The sequence below is a fragment of the Pseudomonas sp. PDM02 genome (assembly GCF_014852285.1).
Lineage (GTDB): Bacteria > Pseudomonadota > Gammaproteobacteria > Pseudomonadales > Pseudomonadaceae > Aquipseudomonas > Aquipseudomonas migulae.
On the sequence record NZ_JACVBL010000001.1, the window covers coordinates 580,726 to 598,306 of the forward strand.

The 17,581-nt window shown below is 61.1% G+C and carries 15 protein-coding genes and 3 tRNA genes; 17 read left to right on the plus strand and 1 reads right to left on the minus strand.

Annotated elements, in window-relative coordinates; translation table 11 throughout:
- Nucleotides 1-63: 63 nt before the first annotated feature.
- From asd to IB245_RS02590, 3 genes are all read left to right on the plus strand, one after another.
- Nucleotides 64-1,176: an aspartate-semialdehyde dehydrogenase gene (gene asd / locus IB245_RS02580; RefSeq protein ID WP_008037636.1), complete on the plus strand. Its 1,113-nt coding sequence runs from the start codon at nucleotides 64-66 to the stop codon at nucleotides 1,174-1,176.
- A 244-nt stretch (nucleotides 1,177-1,420) separates the two neighbouring features.
- Complete coding sequence (locus IB245_RS02585; protein WP_192226356.1) at nucleotides 1,421-2,431, plus strand: aspartate-semialdehyde dehydrogenase; 1,011 nt, start codon at nucleotides 1,421-1,423, stop codon at nucleotides 2,429-2,431.
- 208 nt (nucleotides 2,432-2,639) lie between these two features.
- The gene (locus IB245_RS02590) at nucleotides 2,640-5,273 is read left to right on the plus strand and encodes a FimV family protein (RefSeq protein WP_192226358.1); all 2,634 of its coding nucleotides are present in this window, start codon (nucleotides 2,640-2,642) and stop codon (nucleotides 5,271-5,273) included.
- A gap of 163 nt (nucleotides 5,274-5,436) precedes the next feature.
- On the opposite strand, the gene IB245_RS02595 is transcribed toward IB245_RS02590, so the two are convergent.
- On the minus strand, nucleotides 5,437-6,096 hold the full coding sequence (locus IB245_RS02595; protein WP_192226360.1) for a M24 family metallopeptidase: 660 nt from the start codon (nucleotides 6,094-6,096) through the stop codon (nucleotides 5,437-5,439).
- Nucleotides 6,097-6,286: 190 nt separating this feature from the next.
- Between IB245_RS02595 and truA the strand changes: the two genes are divergently transcribed.
- From truA to IB245_RS02665, 14 genes are all read left to right on the plus strand, one after another.
- Complete coding sequence (truA, locus tag IB245_RS02600) at nucleotides 6,287-7,111, plus strand: tRNA pseudouridine(38-40) synthase TruA (RefSeq protein WP_032828713.1); 825 nt, start codon at nucleotides 6,287-6,289, stop codon at nucleotides 7,109-7,111.
- Nucleotides 7,112-7,174: 63 nt separating this feature from the next.
- Nucleotides 7,175-7,798 carry a phosphoribosylanthranilate isomerase gene (locus tag IB245_RS02605; RefSeq protein ID WP_192226362.1) on the plus strand — a complete coding sequence of 208 codons (624 nt, stop codon included), beginning with the start codon at nucleotides 7,175-7,177 and terminating at the stop codon, nucleotides 7,796-7,798.
- Between the two features lie 209 nt (nucleotides 7,799-8,007).
- The gene (gene accD, locus IB245_RS02610) at nucleotides 8,008-8,928 is read left to right on the plus strand and encodes an acetyl-CoA carboxylase, carboxyltransferase subunit beta (protein ID WP_008028281.1); all 921 of its coding nucleotides are present in this window, start codon (nucleotides 8,008-8,010) and stop codon (nucleotides 8,926-8,928) included.
- Nucleotides 8,925-10,232 carry a bifunctional tetrahydrofolate synthase/dihydrofolate synthase gene (folC, locus tag IB245_RS02615; RefSeq protein ID WP_192226364.1) on the plus strand — a complete coding sequence of 436 codons (1,308 nt, stop codon included), beginning with the start codon at nucleotides 8,925-8,927 and terminating at the stop codon, nucleotides 10,230-10,232. The genes accD and folC overlap by 4 nt, the downstream gene beginning before the upstream one ends.
- Nucleotides 10,216-10,881: an SPOR domain-containing protein gene (locus IB245_RS02620; RefSeq protein ID WP_192226366.1), complete on the plus strand. Its 666-nt coding sequence runs from the start codon at nucleotides 10,216-10,218 to the stop codon at nucleotides 10,879-10,881. The genes folC and IB245_RS02620 overlap by 17 nt, the downstream gene beginning before the upstream one ends.
- A 99-nt stretch (nucleotides 10,882-10,980) precedes the next feature.
- Nucleotides 10,981-11,541 carry a CvpA family protein gene (locus tag IB245_RS02625; protein ID WP_008028275.1) on the plus strand — a complete coding sequence of 187 codons (561 nt, stop codon included), beginning with the start codon at nucleotides 10,981-10,983 and terminating at the stop codon, nucleotides 11,539-11,541.
- Nucleotides 11,542-11,582: 41 nt separating this feature from the next.
- Nucleotides 11,583-13,088: an amidophosphoribosyltransferase gene (gene purF / locus IB245_RS02630; protein ID WP_007935163.1), complete on the plus strand. Its 1,506-nt coding sequence runs from the start codon at nucleotides 11,583-11,585 to the stop codon at nucleotides 13,086-13,088.
- Nucleotides 13,089-13,220: 132 nt separating this feature from the next.
- Nucleotides 13,221-14,432, plus strand: coding sequence for an O-succinylhomoserine sulfhydrylase (locus tag IB245_RS02635; protein WP_008037621.1), 1,212 nt, complete (start codon nucleotides 13,221-13,223; stop codon nucleotides 14,430-14,432).
- A complete protein-coding gene (locus IB245_RS02640; RefSeq protein ID WP_008037619.1) occupies nucleotides 14,429-15,205 on the plus strand; it encodes an SDR family oxidoreductase in 777 nt (258 codons plus the stop codon). Before IB245_RS02635 ends, IB245_RS02640 begins: the two co-directional genes overlap by 4 nt.
- 234 nt (nucleotides 15,206-15,439) lie before the next feature.
- Nucleotides 15,440-15,515: transfer RNA gene (locus IB245_RS02645), tRNA-Val, on the plus strand.
- Between the two features lie 54 nt (nucleotides 15,516-15,569).
- Nucleotides 15,570-15,646 (plus strand) — tRNA-Asp (locus IB245_RS02650).
- Between the two features lie 102 nt (nucleotides 15,647-15,748).
- Nucleotides 15,749-15,825, plus strand: a tRNA-Asp gene (locus tag IB245_RS02655).
- A gap of 248 nt (nucleotides 15,826-16,073) precedes the next feature.
- Nucleotides 16,074-16,583 carry a sigma-70 family RNA polymerase sigma factor gene (locus IB245_RS02660; RefSeq protein WP_008037616.1) on the plus strand — a complete coding sequence of 170 codons (510 nt, stop codon included), beginning with the start codon at nucleotides 16,074-16,076 and terminating at the stop codon, nucleotides 16,581-16,583.
- On the plus strand, nucleotides 16,580-17,527 hold the full coding sequence (locus IB245_RS02665) for a FecR domain-containing protein (RefSeq protein ID WP_192226368.1): 948 nt from the start codon (nucleotides 16,580-16,582) through the stop codon (nucleotides 17,525-17,527). Before IB245_RS02660 ends, IB245_RS02665 begins: the two co-directional genes overlap by 4 nt.
- Nucleotides 17,528-17,581: the final 54 nt, after the last annotated feature.

Sequence of the window (17,581 nt, forward strand, 5' to 3'; positions counted from 1 at the left end):
CGGGCCCGCTGCCACTTTCCACTTCGAAAGCAGCGGCCCACTTTTCAAGAAGGTGTAGTTGCGATGAAACGTGTAGGTCTGATCGGTTGGCGCGGTATGGTCGGTTCCGTGCTCATGCAGCGGATGCTGGAAGAGCAGGATTTCGATCTTATCGAGCCGGTGTTTTTCACCACTTCCAATGTCGGTGGCCAAGGCCCGTCCGTGGGCAAGGACATTGCTCCGCTCAAGGACGCTTACAGCATTGAAGAGCTGAAAACCCTCGACGTGATTCTGACCTGCCAGGGTGGCGACTACACCAGCGAAGTCTTCCCGAAGCTGCGCGAAGCCGGCTGGCAGGGTTACTGGATCGACGCCGCTTCCAGCCTGCGCATGCAGGATGACGCGGTCATCGTGCTGGACCCGGTCAACCGCAAGGTCATCGACCAGCAGCTCGACGCGGGCACCAAGAACTACATCGGCGGCAACTGCACCGTCAGCCTGATGCTGATGGGTCTGGGCGGTCTGTTCGAAGCCGGTCTGGTCGAGTGGATGAGCGCCATGACTTATCAGGCAGCCTCCGGTGGCGGCGCGCAGCATATGCGTGAACTGATCAAGCAAATGGGCGTGACCCACGGCGCTGTCGCCGATCAACTGGCCGACCCGGCCAGCGCCATCCTCGACATCGACCGCCGTGTGGCCGAAGCCATGCGCAGCGACGCGTACCCGACCGAAAACTTCGGCGTACCGCTGGCCGGCAGCCTGATCCCGTGGATCGACAAGGAACTGCCGAACGGTCAGAGCCGCGAAGAGTGGAAGGCCCAGGCCGAGACCAACAAGATCCTCGGTCGCTTCAAGAGCCCGATCCCGGTCGATGGCATCTGCGTGCGTGTCGGCGCCATGCGCTGCCACAGCCAGGCACTGACCATCAAGCTGAACAAAGACGTGCCGATCGCCGACATCGAAGGGTTGATCAGCCAGCACAACCCTTGGGTCAAGCTGGTGCCGAACAACCGCGACATCAGCATGCAGGAGCTGAGCCCGACCAAGGTTACCGGCACCCTGAATGTTCCGGTTGGCCGTCTGCGCAAGCTGAACATGGGTTCGCAGTTCGTCGGCGCGTTCACCGTCGGCGACCAGCTGTTGTGGGGCGCGGCCGAGCCGCTGCGTCGCATGCTGCGGATTCTGCTTGAGCGTTGATCGATTGAAGCAATGAAAGAACCCGTGCCTTGAAAGGGGCGCGGGTTTTTTTATGGGTGTTGTGTCGTCAGAAAGGGCCTCTTCGCGGGCAAGCCTCGCTCCTACAGGTGCGGCGCGATCCCATGTAGGAGCGAGGCTTGCCCGCGAAGAGGCCGGTACAGCCACCGCAAACCCTTGGCAGAATTGCCTGCACGCCACCCACCCGGTAAAGTGCCGCTCCCCCCGTTTCGCCAGAGGTACAACCATGAGCCAGTCCTTTGATATTGCCGTGATCGGCGCCACCGGTACTGTCGGCGAAACGCTCGTGCAGATTCTCGAAGAGCGCGACTTTCCGGTCGGTAACCTGCACCTGCTGGCCAGCAGCGAGTCCGCCGGTCATTCGGTGCCGTTTCGCGGCAAGAACGTGCGGGTGCGGGAGGTCGATGAGTTCGACTTCAGCAAAGTACAGCTGGTGTTCTTCGCCGCAGGTCCTGCGGTGACCTTGAGTTTCGCCTCGCGCGCCACGGCGGCCGGTTGCTCACTGATCGATCTGTCCGGCGCCTTGCCCGCCGATCAGGCGCCGCAGGTGGTGCCGGAAGCCAATGCTCAGGTTCTGGCCGGTCTGAAAAAGCCATTCCAGGTCAGCAGCCCAAGCCCGTCGGCCACTACCTTGGCCGTGGTGCTCGCACCCTTGCTCGGTCTGCTCGATCTGCAGCGCGTCAATGTGACCGCCAGCCTGGCCGTTTCTGCCCAGGGCCGCGAAGCCGTCACGGAACTGGCCCGGCAAACCGCCGAGCTGCTCAATGTGCGTCCGCTGGAGCCGAGTTTTTTCGATCGGCAGATGGCCTTCAACCTGCTGGCGCAAGTCGGCAAGCCGGATGAAAACGGCCATACGCTGCTGGAAAAGCGTCTGGTGCGTGAGCTGCGTCAGGTCATGGCCTTGCCTTCATTAAAGATTTCCGTCACTTGCATTCAAGCCCCGGTGTTTTTTGGCGATAGCTTTAACGTGACCCTGCAGTCTGCAAGCGCTGTGGACCTGGTAAAAGTCAACGCGGCGCTGGAAGACGCTCCGGGTATCGAACTGGTGGAAGCCGGCGATTACCCGACGCCGGTCGGCGATGCGGTAGGGCAGGATGTGGTCTACGTCGGTCGGGTTCGCGCTGGAATCGACGACCCGTCGGAACTTAATGTGTGGCTGACGTCAGATAACGTACGCAAAGGCGCGGCGCTCAATGCTGTGCAGGTGGCTGAATTGTTGATAAAAGACCTGCTGTAAAAGATACTTGGCAACAATTTGCAGAATGATTCTGGTCGGGCGTCATGCTCGACCGGATTGCTGAAGGCAAGCCACCCTGCGAGGCTTTCCGGGGCATGAAAGAAATGATCGCGCGCGACGACCCTTCGCCGCCGCGCGCAATGCCTTACGGCAGCGACTATCAACACCTTCTCGCTGGCCGAGGAATGTTCAAACAAAGGATGAGGCTATGGTTCAAGTTCGCAAACTGGTGTTAGCAATAGCGGCCGCCTCGGCGCTGTCCTCCGGTATGGCGCATGCGCTCGGGCTCGGGGAATTGACCCTGAAGTCGTCGCTGAACCAGCCGCTGGTGGCGGAAATCGAATTGCTCGACGTCAAGGAACTCACGGCTGCCGAATTGGTGCCGAGCCTGGCGTCGCCCGAAGATTTCGCCAAGGCCGGTGTCGACCGTCAGGCATTCCTCAATGACCTGAGCTTCACCCCGGTGCTCAACGCCAGTGGCAAAAGCATCTTGCGCGTGACCTCCAGCAAGCCGCTGTCCGAACCGATGGTGAAATTCCTGGTTCAGGTGATGTGGCCCAACGGTCGCCTGCTGCGCGATTACAGCGTGCTGCTCGATCCGTCCAAATTCTCGCCGCAAACCGCTGAAGCGGCTGCGCAGCCGGCACCGACCCAGACTGTCGCTGCACCGGTGACCGGCGCTACCAAACCGACCCAATACACCACCACGCCGCGCGATACCCTCTGGGAAATCGCTGCGAAGGCGCGCAATGGCGGCTCGGTTCAGCAAACCATGCTGGCCATCCAGGCGCTGAACCCGGATGCCTTCATCAACGGCAACATCAACCTGCTGAAAACCGGTCAGGTGCTGCGCCTGCCGGATCAGACGCAAGTCGCCAGCGTGCCGCAACCCAAAGCCATTGCCGAAGTCGCTGCGCAGAACACTGCGTGGCGTCAGGGGCGTCGCTATGTGGCGAAGCCTGGAGCAGGGCAGCAGCAACTCGACGCGACCAAGCGCCCTCGCGCTGAAGGCGCTCCTGTGCAGCCCGCCAAGGACAAACTGAGCCTGGTGTCTGCCGAGTCCGGCAAGGCCGGTGGCAAAGGTGCTGCAGGTGATGCGAAGGCCTTGAGCAACAAGCTGGCCCTGGCCCAGGAAAGCCTCGACACGACCCGTCGTGACAACGCTGAACTGAAAAGCCGCATGACCGATCTGCAAAGTCAGCTGGACAAGCTGCAACGCCTGATCGAGTTGAAGAACAATCAACTGGCCAAGATGCAGGCCGAAGGTGCTGCGGGTGCGCCGGCTGCTGCTGTCGCGGCGGCCCCGGCGATCTCGGCCGAATTGACGCCGAGCCCTGCGCCCGCAACGCCAGCCCCGGTGGCGGCCGCTCCTGAGGCGGCACCAGCTCCGGCTGAAACGCCTGTCGAGCCAGCGCCGGCCGCGTCTGACGATCAGAAATTCAACGAGCTGCTGACCAATCCGGTGCTGCTGGGTCTGGTCGGCGGCGGGGCAGTGGTGCTGCTGCTGTTGCTGCTGTTGCTGGCCCGTCGCCGCAAAGCCCAGCAGGAAGCCGAGAAACACCTGCGGATGGCCCGTGCCTTGTCCGAGGAGCAGGATTTCTCCGCTGATCTGGATTTGCCTGAAAGCAGCTTCGAAGGTCTGGAAGTGCCGCCGCCAAGCGTGAAGCTCGCGACCGCGCCAGCTCCTGCGCCCGCGCCAACCCCGGCTCCCGCTCCCGCTCCGGTCATTGAGCCAGTGGTGGTCATGCCGCCGATCGCCGCGCCACTGGTCGCGCCTGCCGCTGATCGTGATGACGACGTGCTGGCCAAGGCGCAGTCGCACATGGCCGCCGGTCGCCTGAACCAGGCGGCTGCGTTGCTGGAAGATGGCATCAAGCAAGAGCCTCAGCGCAGTGACCTGCGTCTGAAGCTGATGGAAGTCTACGGTCAGCAGGGCGACCGCGATGCGTTCGTGGCCCAGGAGCGTCAGCTCGTGGCCAACGGCGAAAACTTCGCCCGTGTCGAAGAGCTGAAAAGCCGCTTCCCGGCCATGGCGGTCGTCGTGGCGGGTGGTCTGGCTGCTGCGGCCGTCGCCGCCGAACTGGACGCCGAATACGTCAAGGACCTGTTGATGGACGAGTCCGAAGAGCCGGCGCCGGCACTGGCCGATGACGACTTCGACAGCGCGTTTGATCTGAGTCTGGATGATCTGGAAAACGTCGTTCCTGTGGTGGCTGCGCCTGAGCCGACGCCTGAGCCAGAACCAGAGGCTTTGGCCGAACTGGATGAATTCCCGCTGGACGACGACCTGAGCTTTGAGTCGGTGTTGCAGCAACAGACTGAAATCAAGGAAAACCTCGACGACCTGTCGGACTTCGATCTGGACATGGACCTCGGTGCCGATCCGTCGCCAGGGATCCTCGATGAAGACGAATTCCTGTTGAGCCTGGATGACGACGTCAAGGACTTGCCTGCCGTTGAAGTACCTGCCGCCGCTCCTGAGGTCGCGCTGGATGATCTGGAGCTGCCGGCGGATTTCGATCTGTCGCTGGCCGATGAAATGGACGCTCCGGATGCATTTGCCGCTGAGCTGGATGACGTCAACGCCGAGCTGGATCGTCTGTCGCAGAGCATTGGCGAACCGACCTTCACTGCCGAAGACGCATTGGCTTCCGCCGCTGACGAACCGGAATTCGATTTCCTCTCCGGCACCGACGAAGTCGCCACCAAGCTCGATTTGGCCCAGGCCTACATCGACATGGGCGACGCCGATGGCGCGCGGGACATCCTCAATGAGGTGGTCAGCGAAGGTGACGCGGGTCAGAAGAGCGAAGCCAAGGAAATGCTTTCGCGTCTGGCTTGAGTGATCGGTAAGGCATGAACAAAACGGCAGCCCATTGAGGCTGCCGTTTTTGTTTTATCGATAATGCGATGGAGTCTGTTGAGGTGTCTTCGCGGGCAAGCCTCGCTCCTACTGGATTCCACAACTCCTGTAGGAGCGAGGCTTGCCCGCGAAGCTTTTTGGTTCAGGCCAGCAAATCCTCATAAAACGCACCAAACGGCCGGGTAGGGTGGGCGATCTGGATTTCCAGAATCCATAACCCCACATTCGGACATTCCTCGAAATTCCCCAGATCTCCGGCACGATAAATCGCATGGGGGAAATCACTGACCCGGTGCCCCTTGATTTCCAGGTTCAGCTTCCAGCCCATCGCCGTCGCCTGTTCGTCGGCGTAGCGATACAGCTCGGGACCGGCCACCTGCCGGGTGCGCCAGTAATCGTGAACCTGATCGAACAAAGTCTTCGCGGCCGCCGCGCAGGCCTTCATCTCGGAATCGTCGCCGACGACGAACGTTGCGCCGGAGTCGCCTTCATGGCGATCCCAGACCACGCCGAGGTCGATAAAGAAAATGTCGTTCTCGGCCAGTACCGGATCGCCTTCGGAGCGTTGCTTGAAGGTTTTCAGAGTGTTTTCGCCAAAGCGGATCTTTGACGGGTGCCAGATGCGGTCCATCCCGAGTTCGTTCAATACGTCGAGGCTCATGGCCAGCGCCTCGGATTCACGCATGCCGGGTTTGATGCGTCGGGCCATTTCGTCGATCGCTTCCCACGTCTTGCGTTTGGCGTGCAGCATGCCTTCCAGGCTGTACGCCAGGCCGACGGCTTCTTTGAGAGGTGCATTCATCATCAGGTCTCGGTGGTGTTCTGTTTTTTTCGTTGTGTAGTTATCTATATAGCGAAGTCTGTATGGACACTGCAACGGCACAAACGACACACGCCTCTGGCGTCCCGGTCCGGCGGCCTTATAATGCCCGCCTTTGCGTAGATCAGCAGGCTGTCACTCCTTGGCAAATATAGATAACCCGGCCGCCGAAATGGCGGCCGACGGCTTTTTCCGCATCGCGTTGGGCGTTGAATACAAAGGCTCTCGCTATCGCGGCTGGCAGCGTCAGGCCTCCGGCGTGCTCACGGTGCAGGAAACCCTGGAAAACGCCTTGTCCAAGGTTGCCGACTCACCCGTGTCGCTGCTGTGCGCCGGGCGCACGGACGCCGGCGTGCATGCCTGCGGGCAGGTGGTGCATTTCGACACGCAGGTCGAGCGGTCGATGAAAGCCTGGGTCATGGGTGCCAACATCAACTTGCCCCACGACGTCAGCGTCAGTTGGGCCAAGGTCATGCCGGCGCATTTTCATGCACGGTTCAAGGCCATCGCCCGGCGCTATCGCTACGTGATCTACAACGATCAGATCCGCCCGGCGCACCTGAACGAAGAAATTACCTGGAATCACCGTCCGCTCGACGTCGAGCGCATGGCTGAGGCTGCGCAATACCTGGTCGGCACCCACGATTTCAGCGCTTTTCGCGCTGGCCAGTGCCAGGCCAAATCGCCGGTCAAAGAGCTGCATCACCTGCGCGTCACGCGTCACGGCAAGATGATCGTGCTGGATATCCGCGCCAGCGCCTTCCTGCACCACATGGTGCGTAACATTGCCGGTGTATTGATGACCATCGGCGCCGGCGAGCGTCCGGTGGAGTGGATGAAGGAAGTGCTGGAGAGCCGCATTCGCCGTTCCGGCGGGGTGACGGCGCATCCATTCGGCCTGTATCTGGTGCAGGTCGAGTACCGCGACGAGTTCGAATTGCCTGAACGTTACATTGGCCCACACTTCCTGACCGGTTTCACCGAACTTGACGGCTGACGCCCTCGAACGCATTTGTTACCATCCGGGACTTTCTCGGATTTACCCTGAGGTTTTATCGACATGTCAGCCGTTCGCAGCAAGATTTGCGGGATTACCCGCATAGAAGATGCGTTGGCGGCGGTCGAGGCCGGGGCTGATGCCATCGGGTTTGTGTTTTACGCCAAGAGCCCGCGGGCCGTGACGTTCCAGCAGGCCCGCGACATCATCAAGGCGCTGCCGCCGTTCGTGACGACCGTGGGTTTGTTCGTCAACGCCAGCCGTTGCGAGTTGGGAGAGTTGCTCGACGCCGTGCCGCTGGACCTGTTGCAGTTCCATGGCGACGAAACCGCTGCCGACTGTGAAGGCTGGCATCGGCCGTACATCAAGGCGCTGCGGGTCAAGGCCGGCGACGATATCGCGGCGGCATGCAATGCGTTTCCAAGTGCCAGCGGTATCCTGCTCGACGCCTACGTTGAAGGCGTCCCTGGCGGAACCGGCGAAGCGTTCGACTGGTCTCTGATACCGCAAGGCTTGAGCAAGCCGATCATCCTGGCGGGCGGTTTGACGCCGGACAACGTCGCAGAAGCGATTGCCCGGGTTCGGCCTTACGCCGTGGACGTCAGTGGGGGAGTAGAGGCGAGCAAGGGCATCAAGGATCACGCAAAGATTCAGGCATTCATTAACGCAGTACGCAGCAGCAAGTAGTTGATGTGACGGCTGGCAGACTGCCGCCGTCCCAAAATGCACTGCGCTGCACAAAGCAGGCACGGCTGAGGATTGATGGGTTGTACGCAGGTCACGCTTCACTGACCCGGCCACCCACCGATCATCGCCACACACATGAATTTAGCTCAAGGGCATACGCGGGGCTGCGAACCAGAGCGTTCGGGCCGCCGGTACTGGAGAAAGAAAGCATGAGCAACTGGTTAGTAGACAAACTGATCCCTTCGATCATGCGTTCCGAGGTCAAGAAGAGCTCGGTGCCTGAAGGTCTGTGGCACAAATGCCCGTCTTGCGAGGCTGTGCTGTATCGTCCGGAGCTGGAAAAGACCCTGGATGTTTGCCCGAAGTGCAACCACCACATGCGTATCGGCGCCCGCGCCCGTATCGACATCTTCCTCGACGCCGAAGGCCGCAGCGAGCTGGGTGCGGACCTGGAGCCAGTCGACCGTCTGAAATTCCGTGACGGCAAGAAGTACAAGGACCGCCTGACCGCTGCGCAAAAGCAGACTGGCGAGAAAGACGCGCTGATCTCCATGAGTGGCACCCTGCTGGGCATGCCGGTGGTGGTTTCGGCCTTCGAATTCTCCTTCATGGGCGGTTCCATGGGTGCGATCGTCGGTGAGCGCTTCGTACGCGCCGCCAACTACGCCCTGGAAAACAAATGCCCGATGATCTGCTTCGCCGCTTCCGGTGGTGCGCGGATGCAGGAAGCCCTGATTTCCCTGATGCAAATGGCCAAGACCTCTGCGGTACTGGCGCGTCTGCGTGAAGAAGGCATCCCGTTCATCTCCGTGCTGACCGATCCGGTCTACGGCGGCGTCTCCGCCAGCCTGGCGATGCTTGGCGACGTGATCGTCGGCGAGCCGAAAGCCCTGATCGGCTTCGCCGGTCCGCGCGTAATCGAGCAGACCGTTCGCGAAAAACTGCCGGAAGGCTTCCAGCGCAGCGAATTCCTGCTGGAACACGGTGCGATCGACATGATCATTCACCGTCAGGAACTGCGTCCGCGCCTGGGTAACCTGCTGGCGCAACTGACCGGCAAGCCGACGCCGAAATTCGTCGCCGCGCCAATCGAGCCGATCGTCGTTCCGCCGGTGCCTGCAAACATATGACCCAACGCACCCTTGGCGAGTGGCTCGCCTACCTTGAGCAGTTGCACCCTTCGGCCATCGACATGGGCCTTGAGCGCTCGCAACAGGTAGCGTCCCGCATGGGGCTGGGCAAGCCGGCGCCTCGGGTGATCACGGTCACCGGCACCAACGGCAAGGGCTCCACCTGCGCATTCGTGGCTTCATTGCTGCGGGCGCAGGGTCTGAAGGTTGGTGTCTACAATTCTCCGCACCTGCTGCGTTACAACGAGCGGGTGCAGGTCAACGGCGTCGAAGCGACGGATGCCGAGCTGTGCGAAGCCTTTGCTGCGGTGGAGGCGGGGCGTGGCGAAACTTCCCTGACTTACTTCGAAATGGGCACCCTGGCGGCGTTCTGGCTGTTTCAACGGTCAGCGCTGGATGCCGTGGTGCTGGAAGTCGGTCTGGGCGGGCGACTGGACACGGTCAACGTGGTGGATGCCGACATGGCGCTGGTGACCAGCATCGGCGTGGATCACGCGGATTATCTGGGCGACACCCGTGAGTCAGTGGCCTATGAAAAGGCCGGCATCTTCCGCCAGGGCGCGCCTGCGCTCTGTGGCGACCTGAATCCTCCTCAACCTCTGCTGGACAAGGCGCGCGAGCTGGCTTGCCCGTTTTTCCTGCGGGGACGCGATTTTGACCTCGGTGTCACCGATCACAACTGGCAATGGCGCGGTCTTGACGCTCAAGGGCGTGTAGTCGAGTTGCATGATCTGCCGTTGCTCGATCTGCCGATGGAAAACGCCGCGCTGGCGTTGCAGGCGTACCTGTTGCTTGGTTTGCCTTGGGTCGATGCGCAGATTATTGATGCACTGAAAGCCACGCGAGTGGTCGGTCGCCTCGACCGCCGCCAGTTCGACTGGCAGGGCAAGCGTCTGAACCTGTTGCTGGATGTGGGGCATAACCCTCACGCCGCCGAATACCTGGCCCGTCGTTTGGCGAGCCGACCGCCGGCCGGCAAGCGTCTGGCGGTGTTTGGATTGCTGGCGGACAAGGATCTGGATGGTGTTGTCGGCGAATTGAATGCTAGTGTCCAGCACTGGGCTGTTGCGCCGCTGGATTCGCCGCGGGCACGACCGGTCGCCGATTTGCACGGGGTGCTGTACAACCTCGGTGCTTCAGTCGCGTCCTATGACAGCGTGGCCGCCGCCCTGGAAGGGCAGTGTGCGCTGGCGACGAGCGACGACGAAATTCTGTTGTTCGGATCATTTTATTGTGTTGCTGAGGCCCTTGAATGGCTGGCCCGGCGCTCCACGGAGGAAGCGGCAAATGGCATTGCTGGATAAGGCTTACAAACAGCGCATGGTCGGCGCCCTGGTGCTGGTGGCGCTGGCGGTGATTTTCCTGCCGATGCTGTTTTCCCGTCAGGATGAGCAGCGTCAGGTGACGGTCGAAGCGCCAGCCGCCCCGCAAGCGCCTTCGGTGCCGCAGGTGCAGGTTGAGCCGGTGGCGGTGCCTGAGCCGCAAGTCTTGCCGCAGGAGCCTGTGCCGAGTGATGACGACATCGCGCAGCAGGAAGAGCCCGTAATGCCGATCGCGCCGACTGCGCCCGTCGCGCCTGCGCCTGTCGCAAAACCGGTAACGCCGCCTCCGGCACCGGCTCCGGTCAACAAGCCGACGACTGCGCCGAGCCAGCCGATTACCGCCGCACCGGGTAAGCCGGATACTACTCAAAGCCGCGTCGACGCCAATGGCTTGTCGGTCAGCTGGTCGGTGCAACTGGCCAGCCTGTCGAGCCGTGCCAGTGCAGAAAACCTGCAAAAAACCCTGCGCAGCCAAGGCTACAACGCCTACATTCGCACGGCTGACGGCAAGAATCGGGTGTTCGTAGGGCCGTTGATCGAGCGTGCGGAAGCCGATCGTCTGCGTGACTTGTTGAACCGCCAGCAGAACCTCAAGGGTTTTGTGGTGCGCTTCCAGCCTGAGCGCGGTTGAAAACTATCGACCCGATTTGAAATGCACTGACAATCGCAGCTTACCGATAAGCATGGGCTCTGCTAAAATGCGCCGCCTTATCCGTCTGTAGGCTGCACTGTGCCATTTACCTGGGTTGACTGGGCGATCGTTGCAATCGTCGCCATCTCCGCATTGATCAGTCTGAGCCGCGGCTTCGTCAAAGAAGCATTATCGCTGGTGACCTGGATCATCGCAGGAGTCGTCGCCTGGATGTTCGGTGGTGCATTGTCCGAATACCTCGCCGGATACATCGAAACGCCATCGGCACGTGTGATCACGGGCTGCGCAATAATGTTTGTCGCCACGCTGATCGTAGGCGCAATGATCAATTATCTTATCGGCGAATTGGTTCGCGTCACCGGGTTGTCCGGGACCGATCGATTCCTCGGCATGGCCTTCGGCGCCGCGCGTGGCGTGTTGCTGGTGGTCGTGGCGGTCGGGCTGTTGAGCCTGGGGCCGGTACAGCAGGACGGGTGGTGGCAACAGTCGCAACTCGTGCCAAAATTTCTATTGGTCGCAGACTGGTCCAAAAACCTGATTCTCGGGTGGAGCAGTCAGTGGCTTGCCAGCGGTATCAGCGTACCCGCTGAAATACCGTTCAAGGAGCACCTCTTGCCGACGGCCAAAACGCCTCAGTGAGTTGTGTTCAGTTCAGATCCATTAAGTAGGGGTTGCGTCGCATGTGTGGCATCGTCGGTATCGTCGGTAAGTCGAACGTCAATCAGGCGCTGTATGACGCGCTAACCGTCCTCCAGCACCGCGGCCAGGACGCTGCCGGTATCGTGACCAGCCATGACGGCCGGTTATTCCTGCGCAAGGACAATGGCCTGGTGCGTGACGTGTTCCATCAGCGTCACATGCAGCGTCTGGTCGGTCACATGGGCATTGGCCATGTGCGTTACCCGACCGCGGGCAGCTCGACCTCGGCCGAAGCTCAACCGTTCTACGTCAACTCGCCTTACGGCATCACCCTGGCGCACAACGGTAACCTGACCAACGTTGAACAGCTGGCCAAGGAGATTTACGAATCTGACCTGCGCCACGTCAACACCAATTCCGATTCGGAAGTGCTGCTCAACGTGTTCGCGCACGAACTGGCCCAGCGTGGCAAGTTGCAGCCTACCGAAGAAGACGTGTTCGCTGCCGTCACTGACGTGCACAACCGTTGCGTCGGTGGTTACGCTGTCGTGGCGATGGTGACCGGTTACGGCATCGTCGGTTTCCGCGATCCGCACGGCATCCGTCCGATCGTTTTCGGTCAGCGTCACACCGACGAAGGCGTCGAGTACATGATCGCCTCCGAAAGCGTGTCCCTGGACGTGCTCGGTTTCACCCTGATCCGCGACCTGGCACCGGGCGAAGCGGTCTACATCACTGAAGACGGCAAGCTGCACACCCGTCAGTGCGCGACCAACCCGTCCCTGACTCCGTGCATCTTCGAACACGTCTACCTGGCGCGTCCGGACTCGATCATCGACGGTGTCTCGGTTTATAAGGCCCGTCTGCGCATGGGTGAGAAGCTCGCCGAGAAGATCCTGCGCGAGCGTCCGGATCACGACATCGACGTGGTCATCCCGATTCCGGACACCAGCCGTACCGCTGCTCTGGAGCTGGCGAACCACCTGGGCGTCAAGTTCCGCGAAGGCTTCGTGAAGAACCGCTATATCGGCCGGACCTTCATCATGCCGGGCCAGGCCGCACGGAAAAAATCCGTACGCCAGAAGCTCAACGCCATCGAACTGGAATTCCGCGGCAAGAACGTGATGCTGGTGGATGACTCGATCGTTCGCGGCACCACTTGCAAGCAAATCATCCAGATGGCCCGCGAAGCTGGCGCCAAAAACGTCTACTTCTGCTCCGCGGCACCGGCCGTTCGCTACCCGAACGTCTACGGCATCGACATGCCGAGCGCCCACGAGCTGATCGCCCATAACCGTTCGACCCAGGACGTCGCGGATCTGATCGGCGCAGACTGGCTGATCTATCAGGACTTGCCTGACTTGATCGAAGCGGTCGGTGGCGGCAAGATCAAGATCGACAAGTTCGATTGCGCGGTGTTCGACGGCCAGTACGTGACCGGCGACGTCGACGAGGCTTACCTGAACAAGATCGAGCAGGCACGCAACGATGCCTCCAAGGTCAAGACGCAGGCAGTCAGCGCGATCATTGATCTGTACAACAACTGAGTAAACGCGCGGCCTGTAGGAGCGAGGCTTGCCCGCGAAGCTTTTGGTGTTCCCAAAGGCCCCTTCGCGGGCAAGCCATGCTCCTACAGGCCGTTTTTGTATCTATTAGCGAGTAGGGCAAGGAGTGACAGCATGAGTCAGGATTGGGATGCCGGTCGGCTGGACAGCGACCTCGAAGGCGTAGCGTTCGATACCCTGGCCGTACGCGCCGGTCAGCACCGCACGCCGGAAGGCGAACACGGTGATCCGATGTTCTTCACTTCCAGCTATGTATTCCGTACCGCCGCCGACGCGGCCGCACGTTTTGCCGGGGAAGTGCCAGGCAACGTTTACTCGCGTTACACCAACCCGACCGTGCGCGCGTTCGAAGAGCGCATTGCCGCGCTGGAAAGCGCCGAGCAAGCCGTGGCCACCGCCACTGGCATGGCCGCCATCATGGCGGTGGTGATGAGCCTGTGCAGCGCCGGCGATCATGTGCTGGTCTCGCGCAGCGTGTTCGGTTCGACCATCAGCCTGTTCGAGAAGTACTTCAAGCGCTTCGGCATCGAAGTCGATTACGTGCCTCTGGCGGACCTGTCCGGCTGGGACGCGGCGATCAAGGCCAACACCAAATTGCTGTTCGTCGAGTCGCCGTCCAATCCGCTGGCCGAGCTGGTGGACATCGCCGAACTGGCGAAAATCGCTCACGCCAAAGGCGCGATGCTGGTGGTCGACAACTGCTTCTGCACGCCTGCGCTGCAGCAGCCGCTGAAGATGGGCGCGGACATCGTTGTGCACTCGGCGACCAAGTTCATCGACGGCCAGGGCCGTTGCATGGGCGGTGTAGTGGCCGGTCGCAGCGAGCAGATGAAAGAAGTGGTCGGCTTCCTGCGTACCGCCGGGCCAACCTTGAGCCCGTTCAACGCGTGGATCTTCCTCAAAGGCCTGGAAACCCTGAACCTGCGCATGAAGGCGCACTGCGCCAATGCCCAGCAACTGGCCGAGTGGCTGGAGCAGCAGGACGGTATCGAGAAAGTCCATTACGCCGGCCTGAAAAGCCATCCGCAACACGCGTTGGCACAGCGTCAGCAGAAAGGTTTCGGCGCTGTGGTTAGTTTCGAGGTCAAGGGCGGCAAAGAGGGCGCGTGGCGCTTTATCGATGCAACCCGATTGATTTCGATCACCGCCAACCTTGGCGACAGCAAGACCACCATCACCCACCCGAGCACCACCTCCCACGGCCGTCTGGCGCCGCAAGAGCGTGAAGCAGCGGGCATTCGTGACAGCCTGATCCGCATTGCGGTTGGTCTGGAAGACGTGGCCGACCTGCAGGCTGATCTGGCGCGCGGGTTGGCTGCCTTGTGATCGAGTTGTCCACGCCGACTACCAGTTCCAATGGCCGCGTCGCACTGGTGACCGGTGCTGCGCGGGGCATTGGTCTGGGGATTGCGGCCTGGCTGATCAGCGAAGGCTGGCAGGTGGTGCTGACGGACCTGGATCGGGTGCGCGGTTCGAAAGTGGCGAAGGTGCTGGGCGACAACGCCTGGTTCATCGCCATGGACGTCTCGAACGAAGGGCAGGTGGCGTTGGGTGTTGCCGAAGTGCTGGGGCAGTTCGGGCGTCTGGATGCGCTGGTGTGCAACGCGGCAGTGGCCGATCCGCACAACATCACCCTGGAAAGCCTCGATCTGGCTTACTGGAATCGGGTACTGGCGGTAAACCTCAGCGGGCCGATGCTGTTGGCCAAGCACTGTGCGCCGTACCTGCGTGCTCACAGCGGTGCGATCGTTAACCTGGCCTCGACCCGCGCCGGGCAGTCGGAACCCGACACGGAGGCCTATGCGGCGAGCAAGGGCGGTCTGCTGGCCTTGACTCACGCCTTGGCGATCAGCCTCGGGCCGGAAATTCGCGTCAACGCCGTCAGCCCTGGCTGGATCGATGCGCGAGACCCTGGGGTGCGGCGTGCCGAACCCCTCACAGAAGCCGACCATGCGCAGCATCCGGCGGGCAGGGTAGGGACGGTCGAGGACGTGGCGGCGATGGTTGCCTGGTTGCTGTCGAAGAATGCGGGTTTCGTCACGGGCCAGGAGTTTGTGGTCGATGGCGGCATGACCAAGAAGATGATTTACAGCGAATAGCAGTGCGGAGGCGGTCTTCTGCATTGATGCCGAATGTGCCGGCCTCTTCGCGAGCAGGCTCGCTCCCACATTAAAAACGCGGTCCACTGTGGGAGCGAGCCTGCTCGCGAAGCGGTCTGACGGTCGTGCACATCCCCAGGGATGACACGATTTTGTCTTTTTCAGAAAAACTTCAATCCTGCTATTGACTTAGCTTCGTTAGGTGCGTAAATTTCGCGGCCTCAGAGAAGCAAAGGGTGATTAGCTCAGCTGGGAGAGCGTCTGCCTTACAAGCAGAATGTCGGCGGTTCGATCCCGTCATCACCCACCACTTCTTGAGACTCTTGCGAAAGCAGGAGGGAAGCTGAAAAGCCTCCACCGACGCGCAGCGGTAGTTCAGTCGGTTAGAATACCGGCCTGTCACGCCGGGGGTCGCGGGTTCGAGTCCCGTCCGCTGCGCCATATTTTCCGAGTCAGGTTTATCCCTGATTTGAGATTGAAAGAGAGATTGAAAAGTCTCGCAGCTTCAATCAGACGAGTTAGGACGCAAGTCCAAAGCGATACGCAGCGGTAGTTCAGTCGGTTAGAATACCGGCCTGTCACGCCGGGGGTCGCGGGTTCGAGTCCCGTCCGCTGCGCCATATCTGCCTCAAGGCCCACTGAACGCCTTGGAGCTACGAAGAAGCCTCTGGTGATCTTCGAGTCGATAGCAAAGACCCTGGTCGAAAGACCGGGGTTTTTTGTGTCTGAAATTTGGCTTTTATGCCGCTTCACGCTTACCCATATGACCTTTCTGCGCGTCCGTTGCATAAAGGACTTCCTTCGTAGCTCTGACATTAATTAGAATCACTCTCATTTACGATAACTCCTTGGTACAGGGCTTCTTGAGATGAGTGATGCAGCGATGCCGAAGGAGCAAACCCTCCACGACCTGTACCGCGATCACCGTGGCTGGCTGGAAGGCTGGTTGAGAAGGCGCATGGGCAACGGCTGTGATGCGGCGGATTTGAGTCAGGATACGTTCTTGCGTGTGCTCGCCAGCTCTCAGCGCATCGCTGACTTGCAAGAGCCCCGTGCCTATCTGCTGACCGTCGGCAAACGCCTGCTGAGCAATTTCTACCAGCGTCGCAGCCTTGAGCAAGCCTATCTGGCTGCGTTGGCGTCGATGCCTGAAGACTGTGCGCCATCACCCGAACAGCGCTGGTTGCTGCTGGAAACCCTGCAAGCACTGGATGAGCTGCTCGACGGACTGCCAAGGGCGGTGCGCCGGGCGTTTCTCTGGAGTCAGCTCGAAGGCTTGAACTACCAGCAAATCGCCGAGCGCCTGCGGGTGTCGGAGCGCACGATCAAACGTTACATGGCGCAAGCCTACGAGCATTGCCTGTTGGTGGAACTGTGAACAGTCAGTCTTCTTCCGATCCCCGTCAGGCCGTCCGGGCTGCCGCGCAATGGCTTGCGTTGCTCGAGTCTGGTGGCGCCAATGAGCAGGACCGCGCGAACTTGCAGCGTTGGCGCGACACCTGCGCCAGTCACGAGCAGGCCTGGCAGAAGGCCCAGGCCTTGCGTCAGCGTTTCGCCGATCTGCCGTCGGCGCTGGCGCTGAGCAGCCTGGACCGTCCTGATCCGGGCCGACGCGCAGTGCTGAAGCGCGCATTGGGCGCCGTGGCGTTGGTGCCGACGGCTTGGCTGATCAGTCGACAATTGCCTCTGGACGTCTGGCGTGCCGACCTGCACACCGCCACTGGCGAGCGCAAAAAGGTGCAGCTCGCCGATGGCAGTTCCTTGCAGCTCAATACCGCCAGTGCCGTCGATGTGGATGTGCAGAACCGCCGCGTGAAGCTGATAGAAGGCGAGCTGTCGCTGAAGGTGCCGGGCACTGCGCCGCTGACGATCCAGACGAAGTTCGGCAACGTTATCCTCAGCCAGAGCGAAGTCTGCGTGCGCCAGGAGGCATGGGGCTGTCGGGTGTCGGTGTTCAACGGTAGCGTGCAGTTGCAGCCCCTGCATGGGGCGGCACTGGCATTGCGCGAGGGGCAGCAGGTCAGCCTTGAAGCGGCGGGTGTCGGCGCGATCACGCCATTCGATGCGCTTGCACCAGGTTGGCGTGAAGGCGTGCTGATGGCGAAGAACCAGCCGCTGGGGGATTTCCTGCGCGAACTCGGCACTTACCGACCGGGCGTTCTGCGCTGGGAGCCTGAACTGGAAAGCCTGCGTGTCACCGGCAGTTTCCGTCTCGACGACACGGATCGCGTCCTCGCGCTGCTTGCGGCCAGTCTGCCGCTGGAGGTGCATTCCCGAACCCGCTACTGGGTCACGTTGCTGCCGCGCAAAAATAGTGTGTAAAGCCTGTCCCCTTTTTTCGACTCGCTTGTCATTCAAGGCATGTGAACGAATCAA